Origin of the sequence: Aquimarina sp. MAR_2010_214, from assembly GCF_002846555.1 — a bacterium.
In the GTDB taxonomy this organism is placed as follows: Bacteria; Bacteroidota; Bacteroidia; order Flavobacteriales; family Flavobacteriaceae; genus Aquimarina.
Map to the genome: position 1 here is coordinate 3,515,015 of NZ_PJMS01000001.1, position 20,511 is coordinate 3,535,525.

Sequence of the window (20,511 nt, forward strand, 5' to 3'; positions counted from 1 at the left end):
GCTTCCTTTTTTTGCTTAATAATTCAAAAGCTTTATTCAATATTATGCTATAAATTTAAGTTAAACTTCTGCAGGGAAAACAGATTTTAGTATTTTTAAGATCAAAGAATAGGTTATGAGTACAATACCAAAAACAGCATTTGAGTTTTTAAAGGATTTAAAAAATAACAATCATCGAGATTGGATGACCGAAAATAAGAAGCGATACCAAAATAATGAAAAGATATTGAAAGTGTTTTATGCGTCTATTGCAGAGCGTTTAAATGAGAAAGATGAGATCGAAAAAACCAAAGTATTTAGAATTAATCGAGATATCCGCTTTAGCAAAAATAAAACACCCTATAATGTGCACCGTAGCGCAAGTTTTAGTAGGGCAGGAGCACATAGAAGAGGAGGATATTATTTACGTCTAGAACCTGGTAATTCGCTTATGGCCGGAGGCTTTTTTAGTCCAGAATCAGCAGATTTATTACGTATCAGGAAAGAATTTGAAATGGATGATCAGGAGATTAGAGAAATTTTGTCTGAAACAGACTTTAAAAATTCATTTGATGGTTTTAATCCTTCAAATCAGGTAAAAACTGCTCCTAAAGGATTTAGCAAAGATCATCCTAATATTGATTTGATCAAAAATAAATCATTTTATGTAACCCATAATTTTACAGATGCTGAGGTTTTTGCACCTGATTTCTTGGATAAAGTAGTTTATCATTATGAATTGTTAAGACCGTTTTTTGATTATATGAGTGATGTACTTACCACTGATCTTAATGGAGTCTCATTAATAGACTAATTTTTGTAGCATATTATAAAAAGGCTGTACTAATTATTTATCTAAGTTATTGTGAATAGGAATCTTCATAATTGTATGTACTCCTTTATGATTAGGATTAGTATTAAAAATAAATTCAAAATCATGATGATAAAGAGTATGCAATCGCTCTTTTACATTCTTTATTCCAAGACCCTGATTGGTTTTGTTCTCAAATAATGGTTGACCATTATTTTTAATTAAAATGATTAACCAGTTATCTTGTTGATATATATGCATATTCACGTTTAGGTCTGTAGTGTCATAAGAATACCCGTGTTTTAAAGAATTTTCTATAATAGGTTGTATAAGCATTGTAGGGATCATAACCCCTTTTATGTTATCTTCTATTTTGATATCTATTGTCAAATGATCAGAAAAACGCATCTTCATGATATCTATATATTTATTAAGAACTTGCACTTCTTTGTATACAGGAATTAGATTTACTTCTTTTAAAATTAGAATTTCTCTTAGCAAATCACCTAGGTTTGCGACCATATCTTGTGCCTTTTTTTGATCTTCTTTTATAAGAGCAGAAATGCTATTTAAAGTATTAAACAAAAAATGAGGATTTAATTGAGATTTAAGAACTTCCATCTTAATATCTGTAAGTTGTTTAGCTAATACAGCTTTTTGTATTTCGGTTTTGGTAGTTCTCTTAATGTAGTAGTAAGAATAAATAATAGTAACAAACCCTACATATCCCAAAAAATGCAAATTAGAATCTGATATGATAGTAATAACTCCTTGTCTACTAAATAATTTAGAATTCACACTTTCTGTAATGCTTACATAGACATAGCTAATCACGTATAAATAGAGACCAAAAAGTAATGAAAATAAGAAATGAACTCCAATGATAGATCTCCACTTGTACTCCTTGTCGATCATCATTTTTGTTATTATTAGAATGAGTATTACTGCAGGAGGAACGATAATCAAGTTAGCAATTATGATATCATAAGTGATTTGTTTCCAGGCTATATTTGTATAAGGTTTTACCTCATATAACTTTAATAATACTCCTTTTGATATAAAAACAATATGATACATAGCTACATACCCCAATAGTATAAGAAATAGCTTTTTGTCTAAATATTTTTTCACTCTATAATCCCATTTTAATCAAAAATTCCTTTTTATAACTTCTGCTTACTTTAAGTTGTTTAAGATCCTTCATTTTTACACTAATCTCTCCTCGATTAAAATTAATTAGTTCCTTGATACATTCTATATTTATAATTGTAGAGCGGTGTATTCTAATAAATTCTTTATTGTCTAATTTGTTTAAGAGATTATACATAGATTCGCGAAGTACATATTTTGTTTTATCTGTATAGATCTCTACATAATAATTTGAAGCTATTATGTATTGAATGTTATAAGGAGAAACAAAGAGCGTTTTATTACCTAAAGAAACTGGGATTTTTCTTTTATGAGAAGAATAGTCTATTGGTTTTACATGTTTTAACAGAGCGTTTATTTTCTTTTCGAGATTTACGGTTTCGTCTTTTTTAAAAATATCAATAACTCTGTGTACAGATCTATAAAAACGCTCCTCTTTATAAGGTTTTAACAAATAATCGAAAGCAAAAAAATCAAATGCTTTTATCGCAAATGAATCAAAAGCACTTACAAATATAACTAGAGGAACTTTTGACGTAATTTTTTCTAAAACATCAAAACCAGTCATGTCTTTTAACTGAATGTCTAAAAAAATTAAGTCAGGATACATTTCATTTATCATTAGTATGGCTTGTTGACCTGTTTTACAATGTCCTACTACTTCAATTTCAGAAATACTAATGAGTAAGTTTGCTATTAATTTTCTGGCCAAAGGCTCATCATCTATTATTAGTGTTGAAATTTTCATAAAAGATTGTACTGTGCTATACTATTTGTTGGTGATTGTAGTACAATGTATATAAAAAAAACTGTAAGTTTTATATGCTGGTTATCTTTGGGATTGATGTAACACCATCTACATCATAAAAAATACAATTTACTTCATTGTATACGCAAAACACTTCAACAATATATTATAGAGCTAATTAATACATATATTTAAAAGACTTATACTAGACATACACAAAAGGTAGTACGGTCATAATTTAACTAACACACAAAAATAATTCATGATGAAAACATTTTACATTTTTCTATTTGTTATCACATCTATAGTAGGGCATGCCCAAACAGTAACTACAATTTTGGACTCACCCACAGAGGATATTGATGATGCCTTAGCACTTGATTCTGAAGGAAATTTATATGGCTCTAATTTTTCTGGCGATACCGTATATAAGATTACACCATCGGGAGAAATAAGTGCATTTGTAACAGGATTAAGTAACCCTAATGGATTGGCTTTTGACTCAGAAGATAATCTTTTTGTGGTAGAATATACAGGAGCGGCAATACGTAAATATGATAATGAAGGAAATCTTTTACATACATATCCTGTAGGGGACTTTCCGTCAGGGATAATCAAGGCATTTTGTAGTGATGCTATGATATTTACATATGCAGATTTTGGTAATGCAGAGAACAATAGCGTAAATGAGTTGTTGCCAGACGGAACTATAAGAGAGCTTTATCAAGGAGCACCATTAAGTGTTCCTGTGGGGTTAACTTTTGATCATAGCGGAGTACTCTATATAGGTAATTATTTAGATAGAAAAATTTATAGGTTACGTCCTGGTAAAAATGAATTAAAATATATAGCAACGGTTCCTGATTCTGGTACTAATGCTCCGTATTTAGCTTTTATTGCTTATGCCAAAGGATCACTTTATGGAACCGTATATGGAGAGCACAAGATTTATAAAATACACCCTTGGTTTACTGATCGTGTAGAAATATTTGCAGGTAGCACTTCAGGGAGTATGGATGGCGATATTTCTGAGGCTACTTTTTCTTTTCCTTCCGGAATTATCTCAAATAAGAGAGAAAACACACTTTATGTTTCAGAATTTAGCGGAGTAGGAAATGTTAGAAAAATATCGCTACGAAAAAAGAAGTGTAATCTTGATATAAAACTTAAAGCATATCCTAATCCAGTTTCAGAATTACTAAATATCAAAGTAGAATTGTCAGAAGAAACGAATTTTAGAATTAAAGTTGAATCTCTATTTGGAGGAAATGTAGTTTTTGAGAGTCAGGAAACTTATGACGGAGAAGATTTTTTAAAAACGATTTCTGTAGAGAATTGGTCGCCTGGTTTTTATAGAGTACTAATTTCTAAAAATAGTTGTAGGAAGTCTAAACTACTAATTGTTAGATGAAAAAATATTTAAAAGGCTGGTTGTCATGTCCAATCAGCCTTTTAATTTAGCTCATTTCCTACCAATTTCTAATTCTATATCATAAAAAAAAAGCATTATCCAATGCAAGAAACAATGCCGATTTAATAGCTACTTCTTAGGTGGCCAAAATGGCCCAATCATACTCGCTTTGTAAATCTCTTTTCTATTTCTTCAGTAAATATTTTAGTTATCTCATTTTATCAAATATTGGTGTTACAATTAGATCTACCATCATTGAATTGTCTTTTTATTTTTCGATAGTAATACGATGCATTTTGAAAAGACAAGAGGTGGGTGTATTTATTTGAATTACAGTGTTTTGTAGGAGGTATACTTCTCGGTTTAGATAAGGATATTTAACTGTTTATTGTTAAATAATTAAGTTTTTTTTAACCTGATCTTAAAAAAAAGTGAAAAAAAAATAGGGTACAGCATGAATTAACTGTTGTGTAAGAAAAGTAATAAACGTTTGAGAGTAAAATTAGGATATATTATTTTCTCATAAGAACGAAGGGAATAAAATTGCGATTGAGGATAATTATAGAGTAATAGCTATGGGAGTAACTAACCAATAGTCATTGTTCTATATAGGCTTGAATTATTAATTTTAATATATATACCTTATGAAAACTCAACTTTCATTAATGATGGTGCTATTTGTAGTAACCATTGGCTTTTCTCAAAATGACATTTGGAAAAGAACCTCAAATTCTAAAAACTTACAAAAAAACAAAAGTACAGCAAGTTATTTGCCGGGCAATATCCTTTATGAGTTGGATATAGAGCAAATGAAAAAAACGCTTAAAGCCTCTCCGCTCAGAAGTAAATCTAGTAAAGGCTCTGGCAAGGTAATGTCATTTCCGAATGATAATGGAATCATGGAATCCTATACCATATTAGAATCTCCGGTTATGAGTCCAGAACTATCGGCACAATATCCCGATATTAAATCTTATGTTGGATACGGAATTGAAGATCCAACCGCAACAATTCACTTTAGTGTTTCGCCAAGTGGTTTACAAACTATGCGTTTATCAGGGAGATCAAAAGCTGTATTTATCGAACCCTATACCATAGATGGTAATACCTATAGCGTGTATACAAAAGATAGCAAAATAAGTGAGATAAAAAGGTTTACCTGTGGAGCAATAGAAGATGATCATCAAAAATCTACACAAGGTATTAGAGCAAAAAACGCAGACGATGGTAGATTAAGAACATATGATTTAGCGATTTCTACGACAGATGAGTATACTGCTTTTTATGGAGGAGTAGCACAAGCACAAGCTGCTATTAATGCCACTATAAACAGAGTAAATGCAATTTTTGAAAGAGATTTTTCGATAACACTCAATTTAGTACATACCAAAATTTATCCAAATAACAGAGAGACCCCTGATCCATATAATTTTGTTCGAAGGGGACGTAACATAATCACTAATTATAGTACTATGCTACAAAGAGTGCTAGATGCAGAGAGAGTTGATAATAACCCCATTAATTATGATATAGGTCATCTTTTTGGAGGAGTAGATAGTTCTGGTAACGCAGGAGAGATAGCATCTGTATGTGATGCTGATAATAAAGGGAAAGGATATACAACTTCTAGGGAACCTAGAGGTGATACATTTGATATAGATTTTGTAGCTCATGAAATGGGACATCAATTTGGAGCTAATCATACCTGGACATTTGGACCAAATGAAAGAACCAATAGACAAGTGGAACCAGGAAGCGGTACTACCATTATGGGATATGCGGGGATAACAGGTGCTAATACAGATGTGCAGCAAAATAGTGATGCCTATTTTCATGCGGTTTCTATCAAACAAGTTACAGATTTTGTGAAAGCTTCACAATGTGCTACAGTTACTAATACTCGTAATAATGTTCCTGTAGTAAACGCTGGAGCAGATTATACCATTCCTAAAGGAACACCTTTTGTGTTAACAGGCGAAGGAAGAGATGCCGATGCTAGAGATAATCTTACCTATTGTTGGGAACAAATGGATGAAGATGATGCTAGGACCAAGTTACCTACTAAAAATGCAACAACAGGAGTAGCTTTTAGATCATATAGTCCTAAAGCTTCTAAAAAACGATATTTCCCTAGGTTAAGTACTATAAAAAAAGGGAAAACAGCATGGAAATGGGAGGCAGTTCCTGATGTTGCCAGAGCTTTAAACTTTAGGTTAACAGTAAGAGATAGGAGAGAAGGTGTTGGAGCAAATAAAAGTGATGATATGAGAGTGAATGTTATTGAAGCAGCAGGGCCATTTAAGGTTACTAATTTAAATCGTAAACATATAAGGTTAAGACCTAACACGATGCATACATTAACCTGGGATGTAGCAGAGACTAATCGAAATGGAATAAATGCTGCAAATGTTGATATTTTATTATCAGAGGATGAAGGGAAAACATACCCATTAAATAAAGCTTTGGCTAGAAACGTTAGAAATGATGGTGAACATGAAGTAAGACTTCCAGAAACATTAGCTAAAAAGTATAGAATCATGGTAAAACCTGTGAATAATATCTTTTTTGATATCACTAATGAAAACTTTGAAATCGCAAACTGTATTGATGCAACTATAACTATACGATTAGATAAATATCCTAAGGAAACTACTTGGAAAATTGTTGATAGCAATAATAATATTGTATCAGAAGGAGGTCCATACAAAGATGATCAAAAAGAAACAGAAATTGTTTTGCCTGATTGTTTTATACCTGGTAGATATACATTTACTATTAATGACTCTCAGAACGATGGTATATGTTGTGGTTATGGTAGAGGTTCATACGCTATAACTTCTGGAGGTAATCCGTTGATTTCTGGAGCAGAAAATATTGGTAGTTCAGAATCTAAAGAGTTTGAGATTGCTGCCCCAGCAGTTGTTGCTCGAAATGGAATTAATAATAAAAATGAAGTAACCAAAGTGTATCCTAATCCAATAATAAATAATGGGATTTTAAATGTAGCTACTCCTTCTGATAATACTCTTTTTGCTATACATGATGTATTAGGAAGGAAAGTATTACAAGGGAAAATAAATAATAATAATAAGATTGATTTAAACTCTCTTAAAGCAGGCTTATATATGGTAACGTTAGATCTCGATGGGAAAAAGTTTGTACATCAGGTTGTTAAGCAATAAATAATATTTACTTCATGAAGTGGTTTTTATTTTTTCAATAGGCTTCAAAAAGCTTCTCTTCATATTTTATTCCTTTACGAATAAAAGCTAGCTATTTCTTGCTTCAATAAAAAATTTAGACCACTTCTATTTTTTAAAGGCAATCAGAAAATTTTCTGATTGCCTTTATATTATATGTATCATTAGTTATGACCTAAATTAAACTTGAGTCATCCCGCCGTCAACTTCCAATTCTATACCATTGATATATGATGCATCATCTGATGCCAGAAATAATGCAGATTTAGCTATTTCTTCTGGGGTTCCGAAACGACCTAGTGGGACTTGCTGTGCAAAACCTTTTCCCATTTCTTCTGAAACATCTTTTGGTAACCCCATTTTACTGAAAATTGGAGTAGTAATAGGCCCTGGAGAAATAGAATTAACACGAATAAATCTGGACTTTACTTCTGATGTTAAAACCCGTTGATACGCCCGTAATGCACCCTTAGTAGCAGAATATATCGCCAGGCCATCAAAAGCTCGATGTGTAACGACAGAATTATTAAATAAAATAGTTCCCTCGTTATTGATATGAGGTAATGCTTCCTTTACTGCTAATATTGGTCCTTTTACATTAATGTTAAAGATCTCTTCATAATGTTCTTCTGTGATCTCATGTGTTGGAGTAGGGTGTAAAACAACGCCTGCATTAAGAAATAGGATATCAATTTTACCATATTTATCGATAGCTTCTTTAATTAATCTTTTATTATCCTCTGGTTTAGCTACATCTGCAGTAACGGTTATAAAATCACCTTCAAGTGTTTCTGCAACTTCATCTAGTGCCTCTTGACGTCTTCCCGAGAGTACCACTTTGGCACCTTCCTTTAAGTACAATTTTGCCGTGGCTAATCCAATTCCACTATTTGCTCCAGTTATCACGGCTACTTTGTTGTGTAATTTTTTCATTCTAATTGCTTTTTGGTTAATGAATATTTATATAGAGTAATTATTTTAATATATATTGGATGAAATAGATTATTCAAAATATGGTTAATAGTTTTTAGATAAGAAATAGAACTGTTTTTTTGAACTAATAACAGAAACTATCATTTCAACTATCAAGAGGTGAATAGTCATATAATTATGATGTATATCTACTATGGGAATTTTAGAATTCTTGAATATAGTATATATCCAGTACAATATATTTGAAGTCCTTTGATAGAACCACTTGTAATTATTTTTTCCCCTTCCATTGTGTATCATATTTTACGAAATATACACCAGATGGGATTTGTCTGGAAATTATGTGAAAAACCTCTATTTTTTATGTGATAACAGGTTTTAAATCGATAATATACAAATAATCAGTGTGTTATGCAAAAGTTTGATATTGTGAGTTTTTATGAGAATTTGATGTTAAGAAAGATTATGATGGAAATGAAGCAAATTTAAAAAGGCCGATTTTTATAGAAATCAGCCTTTTCTATTTTATAGAGAAGTATTTTATATTTGGCTTAATCCACCATCAATTTCTAAATCCACACCATTAATAAAAGATGCATCTTCTGAAGCTAGAAATAAAGCAGATTTAGCAACTTCTTCAGAAGTCCCGAAACGACCTAAAGGTACTTGTTGAGCAAAACTTTTACCCATTTCTTCTACAACACCTTCTGGTAGTCCCATTTTACCATAAAGAGGTGTTTCGATGGGGCCTGGGGCAATAGAATTAACACGAATACCTCTAGATTTTACCTCAGAGGTTAAAACGCGTTGGTAAGCTCTTAAGGCTCCTTTGGTTGCAGAATAGACACCTAATCCATCAAACCCTTTTTGAGTTACAACAGAGTTAGTGAATAATATGGTTCCACCATCATTTATATGTGGCAAAGCTTCTTTGGTAGCTAATATTGGTCCTTTTACATTAATACTAAATAGCGTATCGTAATGCTCTTCTGTTATTTCATGTACGGGAGCTACCGGTGCGATTCCTGCATTTAGAAAGAGAATATCAATTTTTCCGTATTTAGAAGTCGCTTCATTAATTAACCTTTTGTTGTCTTCTTCTATGGCGACATCGGCTTTTACTGTAATAAAATCCCCTTCCAGAGCTTTTGCAACTTCATCTAATGCCTCTTGACGTCTTCCTGAAAGTACCACTTTGGCGCCTTCTTGTAAATACAGTTTTGCTGTTGCCAATCCTATTCCGCTATTGGCTCCTGTAATAACCGCTACTTTGTTTTGTAACTTTTTCATTGTATCATTTTTAAGTTTATAAATAGTTTATTTGGAACAATCGTTTCAAATTAAGTTAAAAAAAATTAGTATAGTACTTTTAGTATAGTACGAATGAGATTTCTTAAATCTTCTTCGTTTTTGTTTAATATCCCTGTCATTCTAAGCCCTTGTATAGATGAAAAGAGGTAAAGTGCATATTGGCTAGCTGTTTGGTTCTGATTAAATATCTTTTCCATTTGTCCTTTGGTCACAATATCTTCAAGCATTGCAATCATTCTATCTTGATTTTTTTCCATAAAGGATTTGATTAAAGGCTCTTGATTTGTCATTTCGGACTTACAATTAACAACCAAACAACCTTTACGATTATTATCATTAATAATTTCATGAACATATAAATCAAAGATTGCTTCAATAGCCTCGGTAGCATTATATGATTGTGCTAATTTTTGACTAATATTATTTCCAAACGTAGATTGATAATACGAAAGAACCTCTAGAAACATATGCAATTTACTTCCAAAAGAGTTATAAATACTCGATCGATTTAAATCTGTTGCATCTACCAAATCTTGCATAGAGGTACCATTATATCCTTTTACATGAAATACTTCGGTAGCTTTTTGCAAAACTGTATTTCTATCAAATGTTTCTACTTTTGGCATATCTTAAATGAAATGATCGTTTCAAAATTAGCTAAAATTAGCAAGGAGTATTGTTATAAAAATCATAAAGTTTTATAAAGCAAGTTTCATCATCATATCAGTTTGGAGGTCTGTTCCTAACATAAATTGATGGGTATCAAAGATTTTAAAACCATTTCTTTTATAAAAGGTTATCGCTCTAGGGTTTTTCTCCCAAACACCTAACCAAATAAATTCAATAGATTTTTCTTTTGCTATTTGTAGAGTTTTTTGAAATAATAATTGCCCAATTTTCTTGCCCTGATGTTCCTTTACAACATATATTCGTTCTATTTCTAGAGTATTACCTTCTAGAGGTTCTGTTTGAGCATTACCTGAGTTTAGTTTTATATATCCAGCTATTTGATTATTTACCCATGCAAAATAAAACTCAGAGTTTGGATTATGAAGCTCTTTTGTAATGTTATCTAAAGTGAATTTTTTATTTAGATATTCATTGATATTTTTTTCTGTGTTGTGAGGAGGCCCAAAGGCATCATAAAATGTTTGACGGCCGATATCCAATAACTTATAGATGTCGTTTGATTGCACTGTTTTAATTTGAACTTCTTTTAATATCATTTTGACAATGAATTAGTAGCTAAACAGCATATATGCCTTTTTTGAATGATATACTTTCTTAGATAGCCTTTACAGGTCTTACTATTATAATTATACTAAAACGTACTTTTTAAACTAAATAATACGTTTGATTACTCTTAATTGATGAGTATGCGTACGTTTCTCGGCGTTATAGATTCCGGTGTGGTCAATTCGATCTACGCGCACTTTGCCATGGGCATGGATGATGTAGTTGTCTTTCATCATAATACCTACATGGGTAATTGCACCTTCTTCATTATCAAAAAATGCCAAATCTCCGGGTTCACTTTCTTCAATAAAACTTAAAGGATCGCCTTGAGTTGCTTGTTGAGATGCGTCCCGTAATAGCTTATAACCATTAAGTTTATATACCATTTGAGAAAACCCGCTACAATCAATACCAAAATTTGTTTTTCCACCCCAAAGATATGGAGCATTAAGAAATAGAAAAGCGGTATTCACTATATTTTCTTTGGATTGTTTTTCTGTAATTCTCGTACCTTCATAATGATGTCTAAAAAAATCTAATGCTTTCAGAGATGCCCCAAGAGGGATAGGCATTAGTTGATCATCATTGCAACTTACAAATTCGACCATATCTCCCACCAGACAGAGCGGTTGTTTATCAAAATTGATATATTCTTCCTCGGTGACCTCTATGTATTGTTTGTTATCAATCCAGCCTTCATAATGATCAAAGGCCAAACGAATTTTACTCCATTTTTTACGTTTTTCTAACACTTTAAAATGTTCGCCATATAATATCTGGGAAACCATTTCACTGGAATCCTGAGGCTCGAAACGTAATGGAACAATACTTAGATTACAAATACCGTATTGCATGAATTTTTATAGAAAAACAGACGAATAAACGTCAGATATTAAACAATTTGATTGAGATTCAGAAAATAGAAGTTAAGAGGAAAAACCTTTGATCTCTTAACTTCTATTTTCTGATTTATAATTATACTCTTTCGATTACCATGGCAGATGCACCACCACCACCGTTACAGATAGCAGCAGCACCAATTTTGGCGTTATTTTGTTCTAATACATTGATTAGAGTGATCAATATTCGTACTCCAGAACACCCTAGAGGATGCCCAAGGGAAACGGCACCACCATTTACATTAGTATTAGAATCATTAAGCCCTAGAATTTTTAGATTTGCTAGTCCTACAACAGAGAAAGCCTCATTAAATTCAAAGAAATCTATATCATCAAGTGAAATCCCAGCTTTTTCTATAGCCTTAGGTAATGCTTTTGCAGGAGCAGTCGTAAACCACTTTGGTTCCTGTGCTGCATCAGCATAACTTTTTATTCTTACAAGAGGTGCTAATCCTAGTTCTTTAGCCTTTTCAGCACTCATAACAACAACCGCTCCGGCTCCGTCATTAATTGTAGAAGCGTTTGCAGCAGTAACTGTTCCTTCTTTAGAAAAAGCAGCGCGTAAAGCAGGAATTTTTTCCATTTTCACATTTTTATACTCTTCATCTTCTGTAACCATAACTGGTTCTCCACGTCGTTGAGGCACTGCTACAGGAACTACTTCATTATTAAATTTTCCATCGGCCCAAGCCTTTGCAGAACGCTCATAAGATTGTATTGCAAAAGTATCTTGATCTTCTCTACTAAAATTATGTTCTGTGGCACAAAGATCTGCACAAACTCCCATTGCATTATGGTCATAGGCATCTACTAATCCATCTTTCTGCATACCATCTTCCATTGTCTGAGGCCCAAATTTATGCCCTGCTCTTAGTCGCACATAATGAGGTATTAAGCTCATGTTTTCCATTCCTCCGGCAACTACAATGTCTGCATCTCCTAAGGCAATAGTTTGTGCGGCATGCATAACAGCTTTCATACCACTTGCGCATACTTTATTTACTGTAGTACAAGGAACTGTATCCTTAATCCCCGCTGCTAATGCAGCTTGCCTAGCTGGAGCTTGTCCATTCCCCGCTTGCACTACATTACCCATGAATACTTCCTGAACTAATGAAGGGTCAAGGTTTATTTTATCTAATGCACCTTTAATTGCAGTAGCTCCCAATTGAGTTGCAGGAACAGTAGATAAACTTCCCATAAAACTTCCTATTGGTGTGCGTACTGCAGATACGATTACTACTTCTTTACTCATTATTTATGTTTTAAAAATGTGTGTATTGATTTTTGCGAATTTAGTGATTTTTAAAGGATATGCATAGTGAAGTTACTAACAAGAATACAAATGTGGTACTGACTTATTTTTTACTACTTTTGAGTAATTTAAATAATACTGTTGAAAAAATGAATATTATTAATGATAATCACCTTTTTTGTGAATTATTATCTGATTGTTTTTAATGAGAGAATGACCAAATGAAGATGTTATATGGAGTATTAAATTTTTAATCAGATTAGATTGATTAAAAAAGACAATATCATGAAAAGATTTTTAAATAGATTATATGAAAGACAATCCTCTATCTATAGGATTTTTCTTTTTATATGCACTACAGCACTTATTGTATATTTATTTCCTAAAGGAGGAATATTTAAATACGAATTTACCAAAGGGAAACCTTGGCAATATGAAAACCTATATGCCCCTTTTGATTTTGCAATTGCAAAAACTGAAGCAGAAATTGAGGCAGAGAAAAGACGAATTAATGATGATGTAATTCCATATTTTGAATATGATACTATAATTGCTAATACTGCTAAAGAATATTATGATACTGCATTTTCTAATTATTTAAAAGTATTAGATCAAAGTGGTAGTAGGGATCAGGCAAAACTTTTTGGTAGAATATTGCTAAATGATATATATAGACATGGGGTTTTGCAAGAAAAGTATTCCTATGATGATGATAGGCAAATTTTTTTAAATAAAGGAAACACAGCAGAAGCAATAACGTATGGTCAAATTCTAACTTCTAATGTCTTAACCAGAACAATTAATTCTCGTATTGATAAAAGTGAATATACGAAGTTTAAAAGTGATTATGTAGCCCTGTTTTATGATTTGATAAAGCCTAATGTAAGATTAAATAAAAGATTAACTGAGAGTACTTTAGAAATTGAACTAGAGAAAGTTCTTACTACCAGAGGAGGAGTGTCTAGAGGGAGTAGAATTATTGCTAAAGGAGAAGTAGTAGAAGGAGATAAACTGCAAATATTAAATTCGTTAAAAGCAGAATATGAATCTCAGGTTTGGAGCGATAAAAACTTCTATTGGATCGTATTGGGTTATTGTCTATTGGTTTCATTGGCACTTATGATGCTTTTATTGTTTATTAAAAAATATAGAGCAGATATATATGAAAATAATACTCAGGTAACCTTTATTTTTTTTAATGTTCTTTTTCTTGTGTTAATAACCACATTGGTGGTTAAATATCGATCAGATTATATCTATGTGGTTCCGTTGTGTATTCTTCCTTTGATTCTTAAAGCATTTTTTGATTCGAGATTAGGATTGTTTACCCATGTAATTACAGTATTGATACTGGGATTTGTTGTTCCCAATAGTTATGAGTATACCTTTTTGCAGATTATAGCAGGAATTGTAACGATATTAACAATTTCAGAATCTTTTAAAAGAGCTAATTTGTTTATTTCTGTGGGACAGATCACCTTAATTTATATCTTGGCATATATTGCATTTCATGTTATTCATGAAGGAAGTATAAGCAATATCGATTGGATGACAGTTGGATTGTTTGTGATAAGTGGGTTTGCAACACTTATAGTGCACCCTTTAATCTATGCATATGAAAAGATTTTCGGATTGATTTCTGATGTCTCGTTATTAGAACTTAGTGATACAAATTCGGTTTTACTTAAAGAATTATCGAATAAAGCACCTGGAACATTTCATCATTCCCTTAATGTAGCGAATATTGCAGAAGCAGCTGCCAATGAAATCGGAGCTAATGCAATGCTGGTAAGAGTAGGAGCTTTATATCATGATATTGGTAAAATGGCTAATCCTACTTATTTTACTGAAAATCAATTAACTTCGGGTAATGCGCATGATGTATTGTCCCCCAAAGAGAGTGCAAGAATTATTATTAATCATGTAATACGGGGTATAGAGATTGCAAAAAAGAATAATTTACCGGATCGTGTCATCGATTTTATCAGAACCCACCATGGAACAAGTACTGTGTATTATTTCTATAGCAAAGAAAAAGAAGCTAATGAAAATGTGAATATTGAAGATTTTCAATACCCAGGGCCAAGGCCATTTTCTAAAGAAACGGCCATTTTGATGATGAGTGATAGTGTAGAAGCAGCTTCAAAAAGTTTGAAAAACCCTACAAGTAGTTTGATTGATTCTTTCGTAGAAAAAATAGTAAGTAAACAAATGGAGGATAATCAGTTCTTGAACGCTAATATTACTTTTAAAGAAATTCAACAAGTTAAAAAAGTCTTTAAACGTAAATTAACCAATATTTACCATCTTAGAATAGAATACCCGGAGTAATTCTTAACTATAGACATCAATTATGATCTAATCTCAATTTTCAATTACTCTACTTTCTTTAAATATTTTCTATCCATCCAAAAGGTTCCGAAAGGAATAATAGAGCAAGCTAAAACAATCATAAGTGTTTTGATGTTCCATTGTTTTTCTGGTTTCACAAGAAATGCAAATACAATATAAATTAGGAAAAGAAACCCATGAGCCATTCCTATTATTTGATTAGGTTCTGGAGATTCGAAAATATATTTTAAAGGCATGGTTACAAAGAGGATAAGTAAGTAAGAAATACCCTCAAGATAGCTGATTAGTCTGAAACTGGTAATCATAAAATTATATTGATATTAAGTTATTTTTCTGAAGTATAATTTAGCTCGAATACCTCTAGATTAAAATACGGTATAGCAGATAATAAATGGTCAAAAATATCGGCCATTATTTGTTCATAGTTTTTCCAAATTTTATTATTACTAAAGGCATATATTTCTAAAGGTGTTCCTTGAGCAGAAGGCGGTAATTGACGACTCATAATTGTCATTTCTTTATTGATAAACGGATGGTTTTCTAAATATAATTCTACATACATTCTAAAAACTCCCATATTAGTTAGGTTTCTTCCATTCATCAATACACTTTTGTCAATCTTGGATTTCTGATTATAAGAGTCTATATCTTGTTGTGTGGTGGTAAGGTAAGATTCAATAAGCTCAATTTTTTTTAATTTATCGAGATCACCTTCAGATAAAAAGGAAATGCTGGATGTTTTGATTAACAGTGCTCTTTTAATTCTTCTTCCGCCCGAGTTCATCATACCACGCCAATTTTTAAATGACTGCGATGTAAGATAATATGTTGGGATCGTAGTGATGGTTTTGTCAAAATTTTGAACTTTTACTGATGATAGATTAATCTCGATGACATCGCCATCGGCCCCATATTTTTGCATAGTGATCCAATCTCCAATTCTAACGGTATCATTTACTGCTACTTGTATGCTTGCAACAAAACCCAGAATGGTATCTTTAAAAATTAGAAGAATAACGGCAGACATTGCTCCAAGAGCTGTTAAGAATGTCCATATCGACTTTCCTGTCATCAATGAAAACACTAGAATAGCTCCTATAAACCATACAAATATCATAAACACCTGTACATAACTATCGATAGGTTTATCTTTAAAAGAATCTAAAGACTTTAAAAAATCTCTAAAAGTTCTAAGAATACTTCTTAATACCCATATTATTAGTACGATAACCATAACATTAAACAGGGTTTCCAGATATTTTTCTGCTGTAGGAAAAGCAATAAATAACATAGGAACAATCCATATTGTTAGGGATAATGGTACTATATGTGCCAGATAATCAAAGGTTTTATTTTTGACTAGATAATCGTCGAAGGTATTTTTAGATTTTGAGGCATAGCTTTTAAAGATGGCTACAATAACTTTTTTCATTACAAAATCTAATAGAAAAAGAACAACTACCAGGATACATATCCCTATAAGAAGGTTTAAGTATTCTGCTGTATTTTCTGAAATACCTTTTGAAACAAGAAGGTTATAGAAGTAACGGGTTAAATCTTTCATGACTGTCTGGTACTAAAATTCATGCAAAAATAGGATTCTAGCTTTTTATAAAGTAAATAAAATGAAAGATTTTATTTTTTTAAAAGATATTGGAAGAGGTAAGGAGATCTGAAAAATTTATTTTCCTGCCATTTAGAGCAGCGTCGAAAGACAATCATCTTTTATTATTGGTATTTTTTGACGCTGCTCAACATGACAGAATGAATGTTTCTTAAACAATCTGTTTTAATATAATTTAATCTATGTTGTTACTATAGTTTATAATTTAAAGATAGATTAAACATAGTTCCTAATTGACTAAAATGAAAACCATCATAAGTCATCTGTGAATATCTTTGATTAAAAGTGATTAGGTTGGAAGCTGTTTTTAATTCTGCCGGATCATTCATCATTGCATCACCCGCGGCGTTAAGAGATTTAAACTCCCATTCTGGTAAAACATTTAATAGGTTATTAACATTTACGGCAACAGTAAATTTGTCTGTTGCATTAAAATTAATACCTAAATCTGTAACAATTTTAGGGATGAACTCGGTTTTTAAATTAGGACTTAAGCCCTGTTGTCTAAATTCTGTTTTTCCGAAATATGTATTATTTATAGAAAAACCAAATTTACCAATATCATAACTAGTTCCCAAAATCCATTTGGTTTTAGGTCTAGAAGTAAAGAATAAGGCTTCCTGAGTAAGGTTAACTACAGATTGTCCAGCACTAGCAACAATTGCTGGGTTTTTAACATCCCCATCTCTTTCGTTTTCTATTGTATAATTACCAGATAAACTAAATCCAAGGGAGCCACCAGCTAGATTTATATTTTTATAATTTGCAACAACATCTATACCAGAAGTTCTGGTATCGAGTGCATTAACAAAAAAACTTAGGTCATTTAAGTTATTGTCATTTAGTAATTGATCAAGGTTTGTATTACCAATACTATTACCAACAGCATCGGTAGCAGTTTTTCCAATTTCGGTACTTAGTACAATCCTGTCTTCAACCTGAATATTATAATAATCAATAGTAAAGTTTATATTACTATTAATCTTAGCACCAATACCAACAGTGATATTTGTGGATTCTTCTGCATCTAATTGTGGAATATCTAATAATTTTGCTTGCGGAGAAACATTATTTATTAATCCACCAACTTGAATCCCTGCTCCCGGAACAAAACTATACTGCGCTTTTTGAGTATAAATTTGATGAAGTGTTGGTGCTCTAAATCCTGTAGAAATTGAGGCTCTTAGAGTTAATTTATCGTCTAAAAATTTGTAGCGCGAACTTAGTTTCCACACAAAAGCGTCACCAAAATCACTATAATCTTCTAATCTAACCGTACCGTTAACTAGAAAATCTTCGGTAATATCATATGCTATATCCAAATATCCACCAAAATTATAACGATTAAAAGTTCCAGAATTTTCAGGACTATTCCCAGCAAAAGAATCGGCACCACCGCCATCATATGAAGCGAGATCTCCTTCAATAATTTCAAAGGTTTCTGTTCTAAATTCTGTTCCAAAACCAATGCTGATTTTATCAGTAACTAATTTTGCAATATCAATATTTCCTACACTATGTCTAAATCCAGTTCCTCCTGGATCAAACGATATAGGGCTATTTTCTCTATACAATTCAGAACCTTGTGTAAGTTCACCAGGATCTACAGAACCATTGTTATTTGTATCAATCCATGTAGAGGGAGAATAAACAGTATTGCGATTGTGCGAATTATTTACTTTATAGGTTTGTGTGTTTCCTCCAGTAGTGTAACTTAGATCATAATTCCAACCATTTCTTTTCGTTTTAAAACCAATGGTAGCATTATAATCATTAAGATCTCCTTCAAAAGTAGGTACATATCCAACATACTGACCATTTGGACCATCAGGAAAAAAATCAGCTAAATAAGGAAAATCGGCTTCCGTTCTCCAATATGGAGTTCTGTAATTAGCGAAGCTATTTATTTTCTTATATACATAGGCAGCATTTAAGTAGATCTGCGTATTTTTATTTATATCATATCCACCATTTACCAAAAATTTAGCTGCTGCTGTTTCTGGTGACCCATTGATATTTCCTGCATCAGGTTTGAGGGCCAAAAATTGATCAACATCTGCTCTTCCCTGTGTATTAGAAGCATTGATTTCTGCAAGTCTGGTAGTATGATTAGCAGTACCCACATAGTTATCGATAAATTCTTGCTGAGCTTGTTCTGCTGTAAGACCTGTTAGAGTAGCTCCTCCGTTTAAAGCTTGCCCTCCAGCATCTAAATAACTACTATAGCTATCAGGATTTGTGAAAACGAAATCATCAAATTCTCCTTGTCCATCTACAGTTCCTGGTCTATTGGCTAGGCTTACTTTAGAGAAATCTACAGTATAGTTAAAGAACCCTTTGTCTTCTCCAATAGAACTACCATTGTTTAAGCTAATTCCTATCGTTTCTCCGTCTCCTTCAGATGTAATTCCTGACCTAATAGTTACAGAACCTTCTTCGGGATTATCTTTTAGAATAATGTTCATTACACCGGCAATGGCATCAGATCCATATTGTGCTGATGCACCATCTCTTAATATTTCTACACGTTTTATGGCATCTGTTGGTATTGCAGAAATATCAGAACCAGTTTCACCTCTTCCAGGAGAAGTTTGAGTGTACAATAAAGCACTTAGATTTTTCCGTTTTCCGTTAATAAGAATTAAGGTTCTACTAGGCCCCATATTTCTAATCTCATAAGGGTCTAATAATGAGGTTGCATCATTAACTGGTGTTTGAACAGTATTAAATGATGGTATTTTATATTGTAATGCTTTATCAAATGTAATTTGACCTGTAGAAGTTAATTCTTTTGCAGGCAATACATCAACAGGGAGCGAAGAAGTAGTATTACTTCTAGGTAGTGCTCTAGATCCTACTAAAATGATCTCTTCAAGTTCTGCTCCGGCACTTAAGGAAATATTAATGGTAGTTTGAGAATTTACAGAGACTTCTTTAGAATTAAAACCTATATAACTAAAGACCAGAATACCTTCTGGATTGACTTCGATACTATATTTACCATCAAAATCTGTAGTAGAACCATTGCTGGTTCCTTTTTCAATAATATTTACTCCGGGTAAAGGAGAACCATCTGCATCTGAGACGACTCCTGTTACTGTCTGTTGCGAAAAGCACAGACTTGTGGATAGTGCGATTAAAATAAATGCGAGTTTTTTCATGTAATAATTTGTGTTTAAATAGTTGTTGATTTAAGATGATTGTTGGTTAAATATATTTAAAAATGATAGTATTTAACATAAAGTATTATGAATTTTTTAAAATATATGTGAAAAAATCATAAAAAATTATGTTTTTTGTTTTGAAAATATTGTGAATTTGTATTTACAATATTTAACAAATAGGAGTTGTGTTATAAGGCTAGTATCTAAGTTTTACTACTATATCTAAGATGTCAAAACGATGAACTAATCTAGGGAAATATCACAAAATTGTCAGAAAGAAGATGAGTACTATAATGGGTTTAAGTAAGCTTTACTTTTTATGCTCCAATGTGAAATAATAGTAAGTAGGAATTGAAAAAGATATTTCTTATTTCTGAATGTTCAAAAAAATAAAAAGACCGTCTAAAAACTTAGACGGTCTTACAAAATATGTTTTTAA

Annotated in this window: 15 protein-coding genes; 4 read left to right on the forward strand and 11 right to left on the reverse strand. The window is 32.0% G+C overall.

Annotation, left to right across the window (positions count from 1 at the left end):
* Window positions 1-115: 115 nt before the first annotated feature.
* Complete coding sequence (locus tag ATE84_RS15100) at window positions 116-793, forward strand: DUF2461 domain-containing protein (RefSeq protein WP_101448751.1); 678 nt, start codon at window positions 116-118, stop codon at window positions 791-793.
* 33 nt (window positions 794-826) lie between these two features.
* On the opposite strand, the gene ATE84_RS15105 is transcribed toward ATE84_RS15100, so the two are convergent.
* Together ATE84_RS15105 and ATE84_RS15110 are read right to left on the reverse strand one after the other, a co-directional pair.
* A complete protein-coding gene (locus ATE84_RS15105) occupies window positions 827-1,921 on the reverse strand; it encodes a sensor histidine kinase (RefSeq protein WP_101448752.1) in 1,095 nt (364 codons plus the stop codon).
* A gap of 1 nt (window position 1,922) precedes the next feature.
* The gene (locus tag ATE84_RS15110; protein WP_101448753.1) at window positions 1,923-2,687 is read right to left on the reverse strand and encodes a LytTR family DNA-binding domain-containing protein; all 765 of its coding nucleotides are present in this window, start codon (window positions 2,685-2,687) and stop codon (window positions 1,923-1,925) included.
* A 265-nt stretch (window positions 2,688-2,952) separates the two neighbouring features.
* Here ATE84_RS15110 and ATE84_RS15115 point away from each other — a divergent pair, with 265 nt between their 5' ends.
* Both ATE84_RS15115 and ATE84_RS15120 read left to right on the forward strand, forming a co-directional pair.
* Window positions 2,953-4,098 (forward strand): T9SS type A sorting domain-containing protein, encoded by a 1,146-nt coding sequence (locus tag ATE84_RS15115; RefSeq protein WP_101448754.1) that lies wholly within the window; start codon window positions 2,953-2,955, stop codon window positions 4,096-4,098.
* A gap of 644 nt (window positions 4,099-4,742) precedes the next feature.
* The gene (locus ATE84_RS15120; RefSeq protein WP_101448755.1) at window positions 4,743-7,280 is read left to right on the forward strand and encodes a zinc-dependent metalloprotease; all 2,538 of its coding nucleotides are present in this window, start codon (window positions 4,743-4,745) and stop codon (window positions 7,278-7,280) included.
* 198 nt (window positions 7,281-7,478) lie between these two features.
* Here the strand turns inward: ATE84_RS15120 and ATE84_RS15125 are convergent, their stop codons facing one another.
* The 6 genes from ATE84_RS15125 to ATE84_RS15150 form a co-directional block, all read right to left on the reverse strand.
* On the reverse strand, window positions 7,479-8,231 hold the full coding sequence (locus tag ATE84_RS15125) for an SDR family NAD(P)-dependent oxidoreductase (RefSeq protein ID WP_101448756.1): 753 nt from the start codon (window positions 8,229-8,231) through the stop codon (window positions 7,479-7,481).
* 540 nt (window positions 8,232-8,771) lie between these two features.
* Window positions 8,772-9,521 (reverse strand): SDR family NAD(P)-dependent oxidoreductase, encoded by a 750-nt coding sequence (locus tag ATE84_RS15130; protein WP_101448757.1) that lies wholly within the window; start codon window positions 9,519-9,521, stop codon window positions 8,772-8,774.
* 65 nt (window positions 9,522-9,586) lie between these two features.
* Window positions 9,587-10,168 carry a TetR/AcrR family transcriptional regulator gene (locus ATE84_RS15135; protein WP_101448758.1) on the reverse strand — a complete coding sequence of 194 codons (582 nt, stop codon included), beginning with the start codon at window positions 10,166-10,168 and terminating at the stop codon, window positions 9,587-9,589.
* 72 nt (window positions 10,169-10,240) lie between these two features.
* The gene (locus ATE84_RS15140; protein ID WP_101448759.1) at window positions 10,241-10,768 is read right to left on the reverse strand and encodes a GNAT family N-acetyltransferase; all 528 of its coding nucleotides are present in this window, start codon (window positions 10,766-10,768) and stop codon (window positions 10,241-10,243) included.
* Window positions 10,769-10,882: 114 nt separating this feature from the next.
* Window positions 10,883-11,632 carry a C40 family peptidase gene (locus ATE84_RS15145; protein WP_101448760.1) on the reverse strand — a complete coding sequence of 250 codons (750 nt, stop codon included), beginning with the start codon at window positions 11,630-11,632 and terminating at the stop codon, window positions 10,883-10,885.
* Window positions 11,633-11,753: 121 nt separating this feature from the next.
* On the reverse strand, window positions 11,754-12,932 hold the full coding sequence (locus ATE84_RS15150) for an acetyl-CoA C-acyltransferase (protein WP_101448761.1): 1,179 nt from the start codon (window positions 12,930-12,932) through the stop codon (window positions 11,754-11,756).
* 285 nt (window positions 12,933-13,217) lie between these two features.
* Here ATE84_RS15150 and ATE84_RS15155 point away from each other — a divergent pair, with 285 nt between their 5' ends.
* On the forward strand, window positions 13,218-15,263 hold the full coding sequence (locus ATE84_RS15155; protein ID WP_101448762.1) for an HD family phosphohydrolase: 2,046 nt from the start codon (window positions 13,218-13,220) through the stop codon (window positions 15,261-15,263).
* Between the two features lie 44 nt (window positions 15,264-15,307).
* Here ATE84_RS15155 and ATE84_RS15160 read toward each other — a convergent pair whose 3' ends face one another.
* The 3 genes from ATE84_RS15160 to ATE84_RS15170 form a co-directional block, all read right to left on the reverse strand.
* Complete coding sequence (locus tag ATE84_RS15160) at window positions 15,308-15,589, reverse strand: DUF3817 domain-containing protein (protein ID WP_101448763.1); 282 nt, start codon at window positions 15,587-15,589, stop codon at window positions 15,308-15,310.
* Between the two features lie 20 nt (window positions 15,590-15,609).
* On the reverse strand, window positions 15,610-16,848 hold the full coding sequence (locus ATE84_RS15165) for a mechanosensitive ion channel family protein (protein WP_101448764.1): 1,239 nt from the start codon (window positions 16,846-16,848) through the stop codon (window positions 15,610-15,612).
* A 251-nt stretch (window positions 16,849-17,099) separates the two neighbouring features.
* A complete protein-coding gene (locus ATE84_RS15170) occupies window positions 17,100-20,069 on the reverse strand; it encodes a TonB-dependent receptor domain-containing protein (RefSeq protein WP_101448765.1) in 2,970 nt (989 codons plus the stop codon).
* Window positions 20,070-20,511 lie beyond the last annotated feature (442 nt).

Coding starts and splice junctions, on each gene's coding strand:
- ATE84_RS15100 (WP_101448751.1), top strand. CDS start 116: ATGAGTACAATACCAAAAACAGCATTTGAGTTTTTAAAGGATTTAAAA.
- ATE84_RS15110 (WP_101448753.1), bottom strand. CDS start 2,687: ATGAAAATTTCAACACTAATAATAGATGATGAGCCTTTGGCCAGAAAA.
- ATE84_RS15115 (WP_101448754.1), top strand. CDS start 2,953: ATGAAAACATTTTACATTTTTCTATTTGTTATCACATCTATAGTAGGG.
- ATE84_RS15120 (WP_101448755.1), top strand. CDS start 4,743: ATGAAAACTCAACTTTCATTAATGATGGTGCTATTTGTAGTAACCATT.
- ATE84_RS15125 (WP_101448756.1), bottom strand. CDS start 8,231: ATGAAAAAATTACACAACAAAGTAGCCGTGATAACTGGAGCAAATAGT.
- ATE84_RS15130 (WP_101448757.1), bottom strand. CDS start 9,521: ATGAAAAAGTTACAAAACAAAGTAGCGGTTATTACAGGAGCCAATAGC.
- ATE84_RS15135 (WP_101448758.1), bottom strand. CDS start 10,168: ATGCCAAAAGTAGAAACATTTGATAGAAATACAGTTTTGCAAAAAGCT.
- ATE84_RS15140 (WP_101448759.1), bottom strand. CDS start 10,768: ATGATATTAAAAGAAGTTCAAATTAAAACAGTGCAATCAAACGACATC.
- ATE84_RS15145 (WP_101448760.1), bottom strand. CDS start 11,632: ATGCAATACGGTATTTGTAATCTAAGTATTGTTCCATTACGTTTCGAG.
- ATE84_RS15150 (WP_101448761.1), bottom strand. CDS start 12,932: ATGAGTAAAGAAGTAGTAATCGTATCTGCAGTACGCACACCAATAGGA.
- ATE84_RS15155 (WP_101448762.1), top strand. CDS start 13,218: ATGAAAAGATTTTTAAATAGATTATATGAAAGACAATCCTCTATCTAT.
- ATE84_RS15160 (WP_101448763.1), bottom strand. CDS start 15,589: ATGATTACCAGTTTCAGACTAATCAGCTATCTTGAGGGTATTTCTTAC.
- ATE84_RS15165 (WP_101448764.1), bottom strand. CDS start 16,848: ATGAAAGATTTAACCCGTTACTTCTATAACCTTCTTGTTTCAAAAGGT.
- ATE84_RS15170 (WP_101448765.1), bottom strand. CDS start 20,069: ATGAAAAAACTCGCATTTATTTTAATCGCACTATCCACAAGTCTGTGC.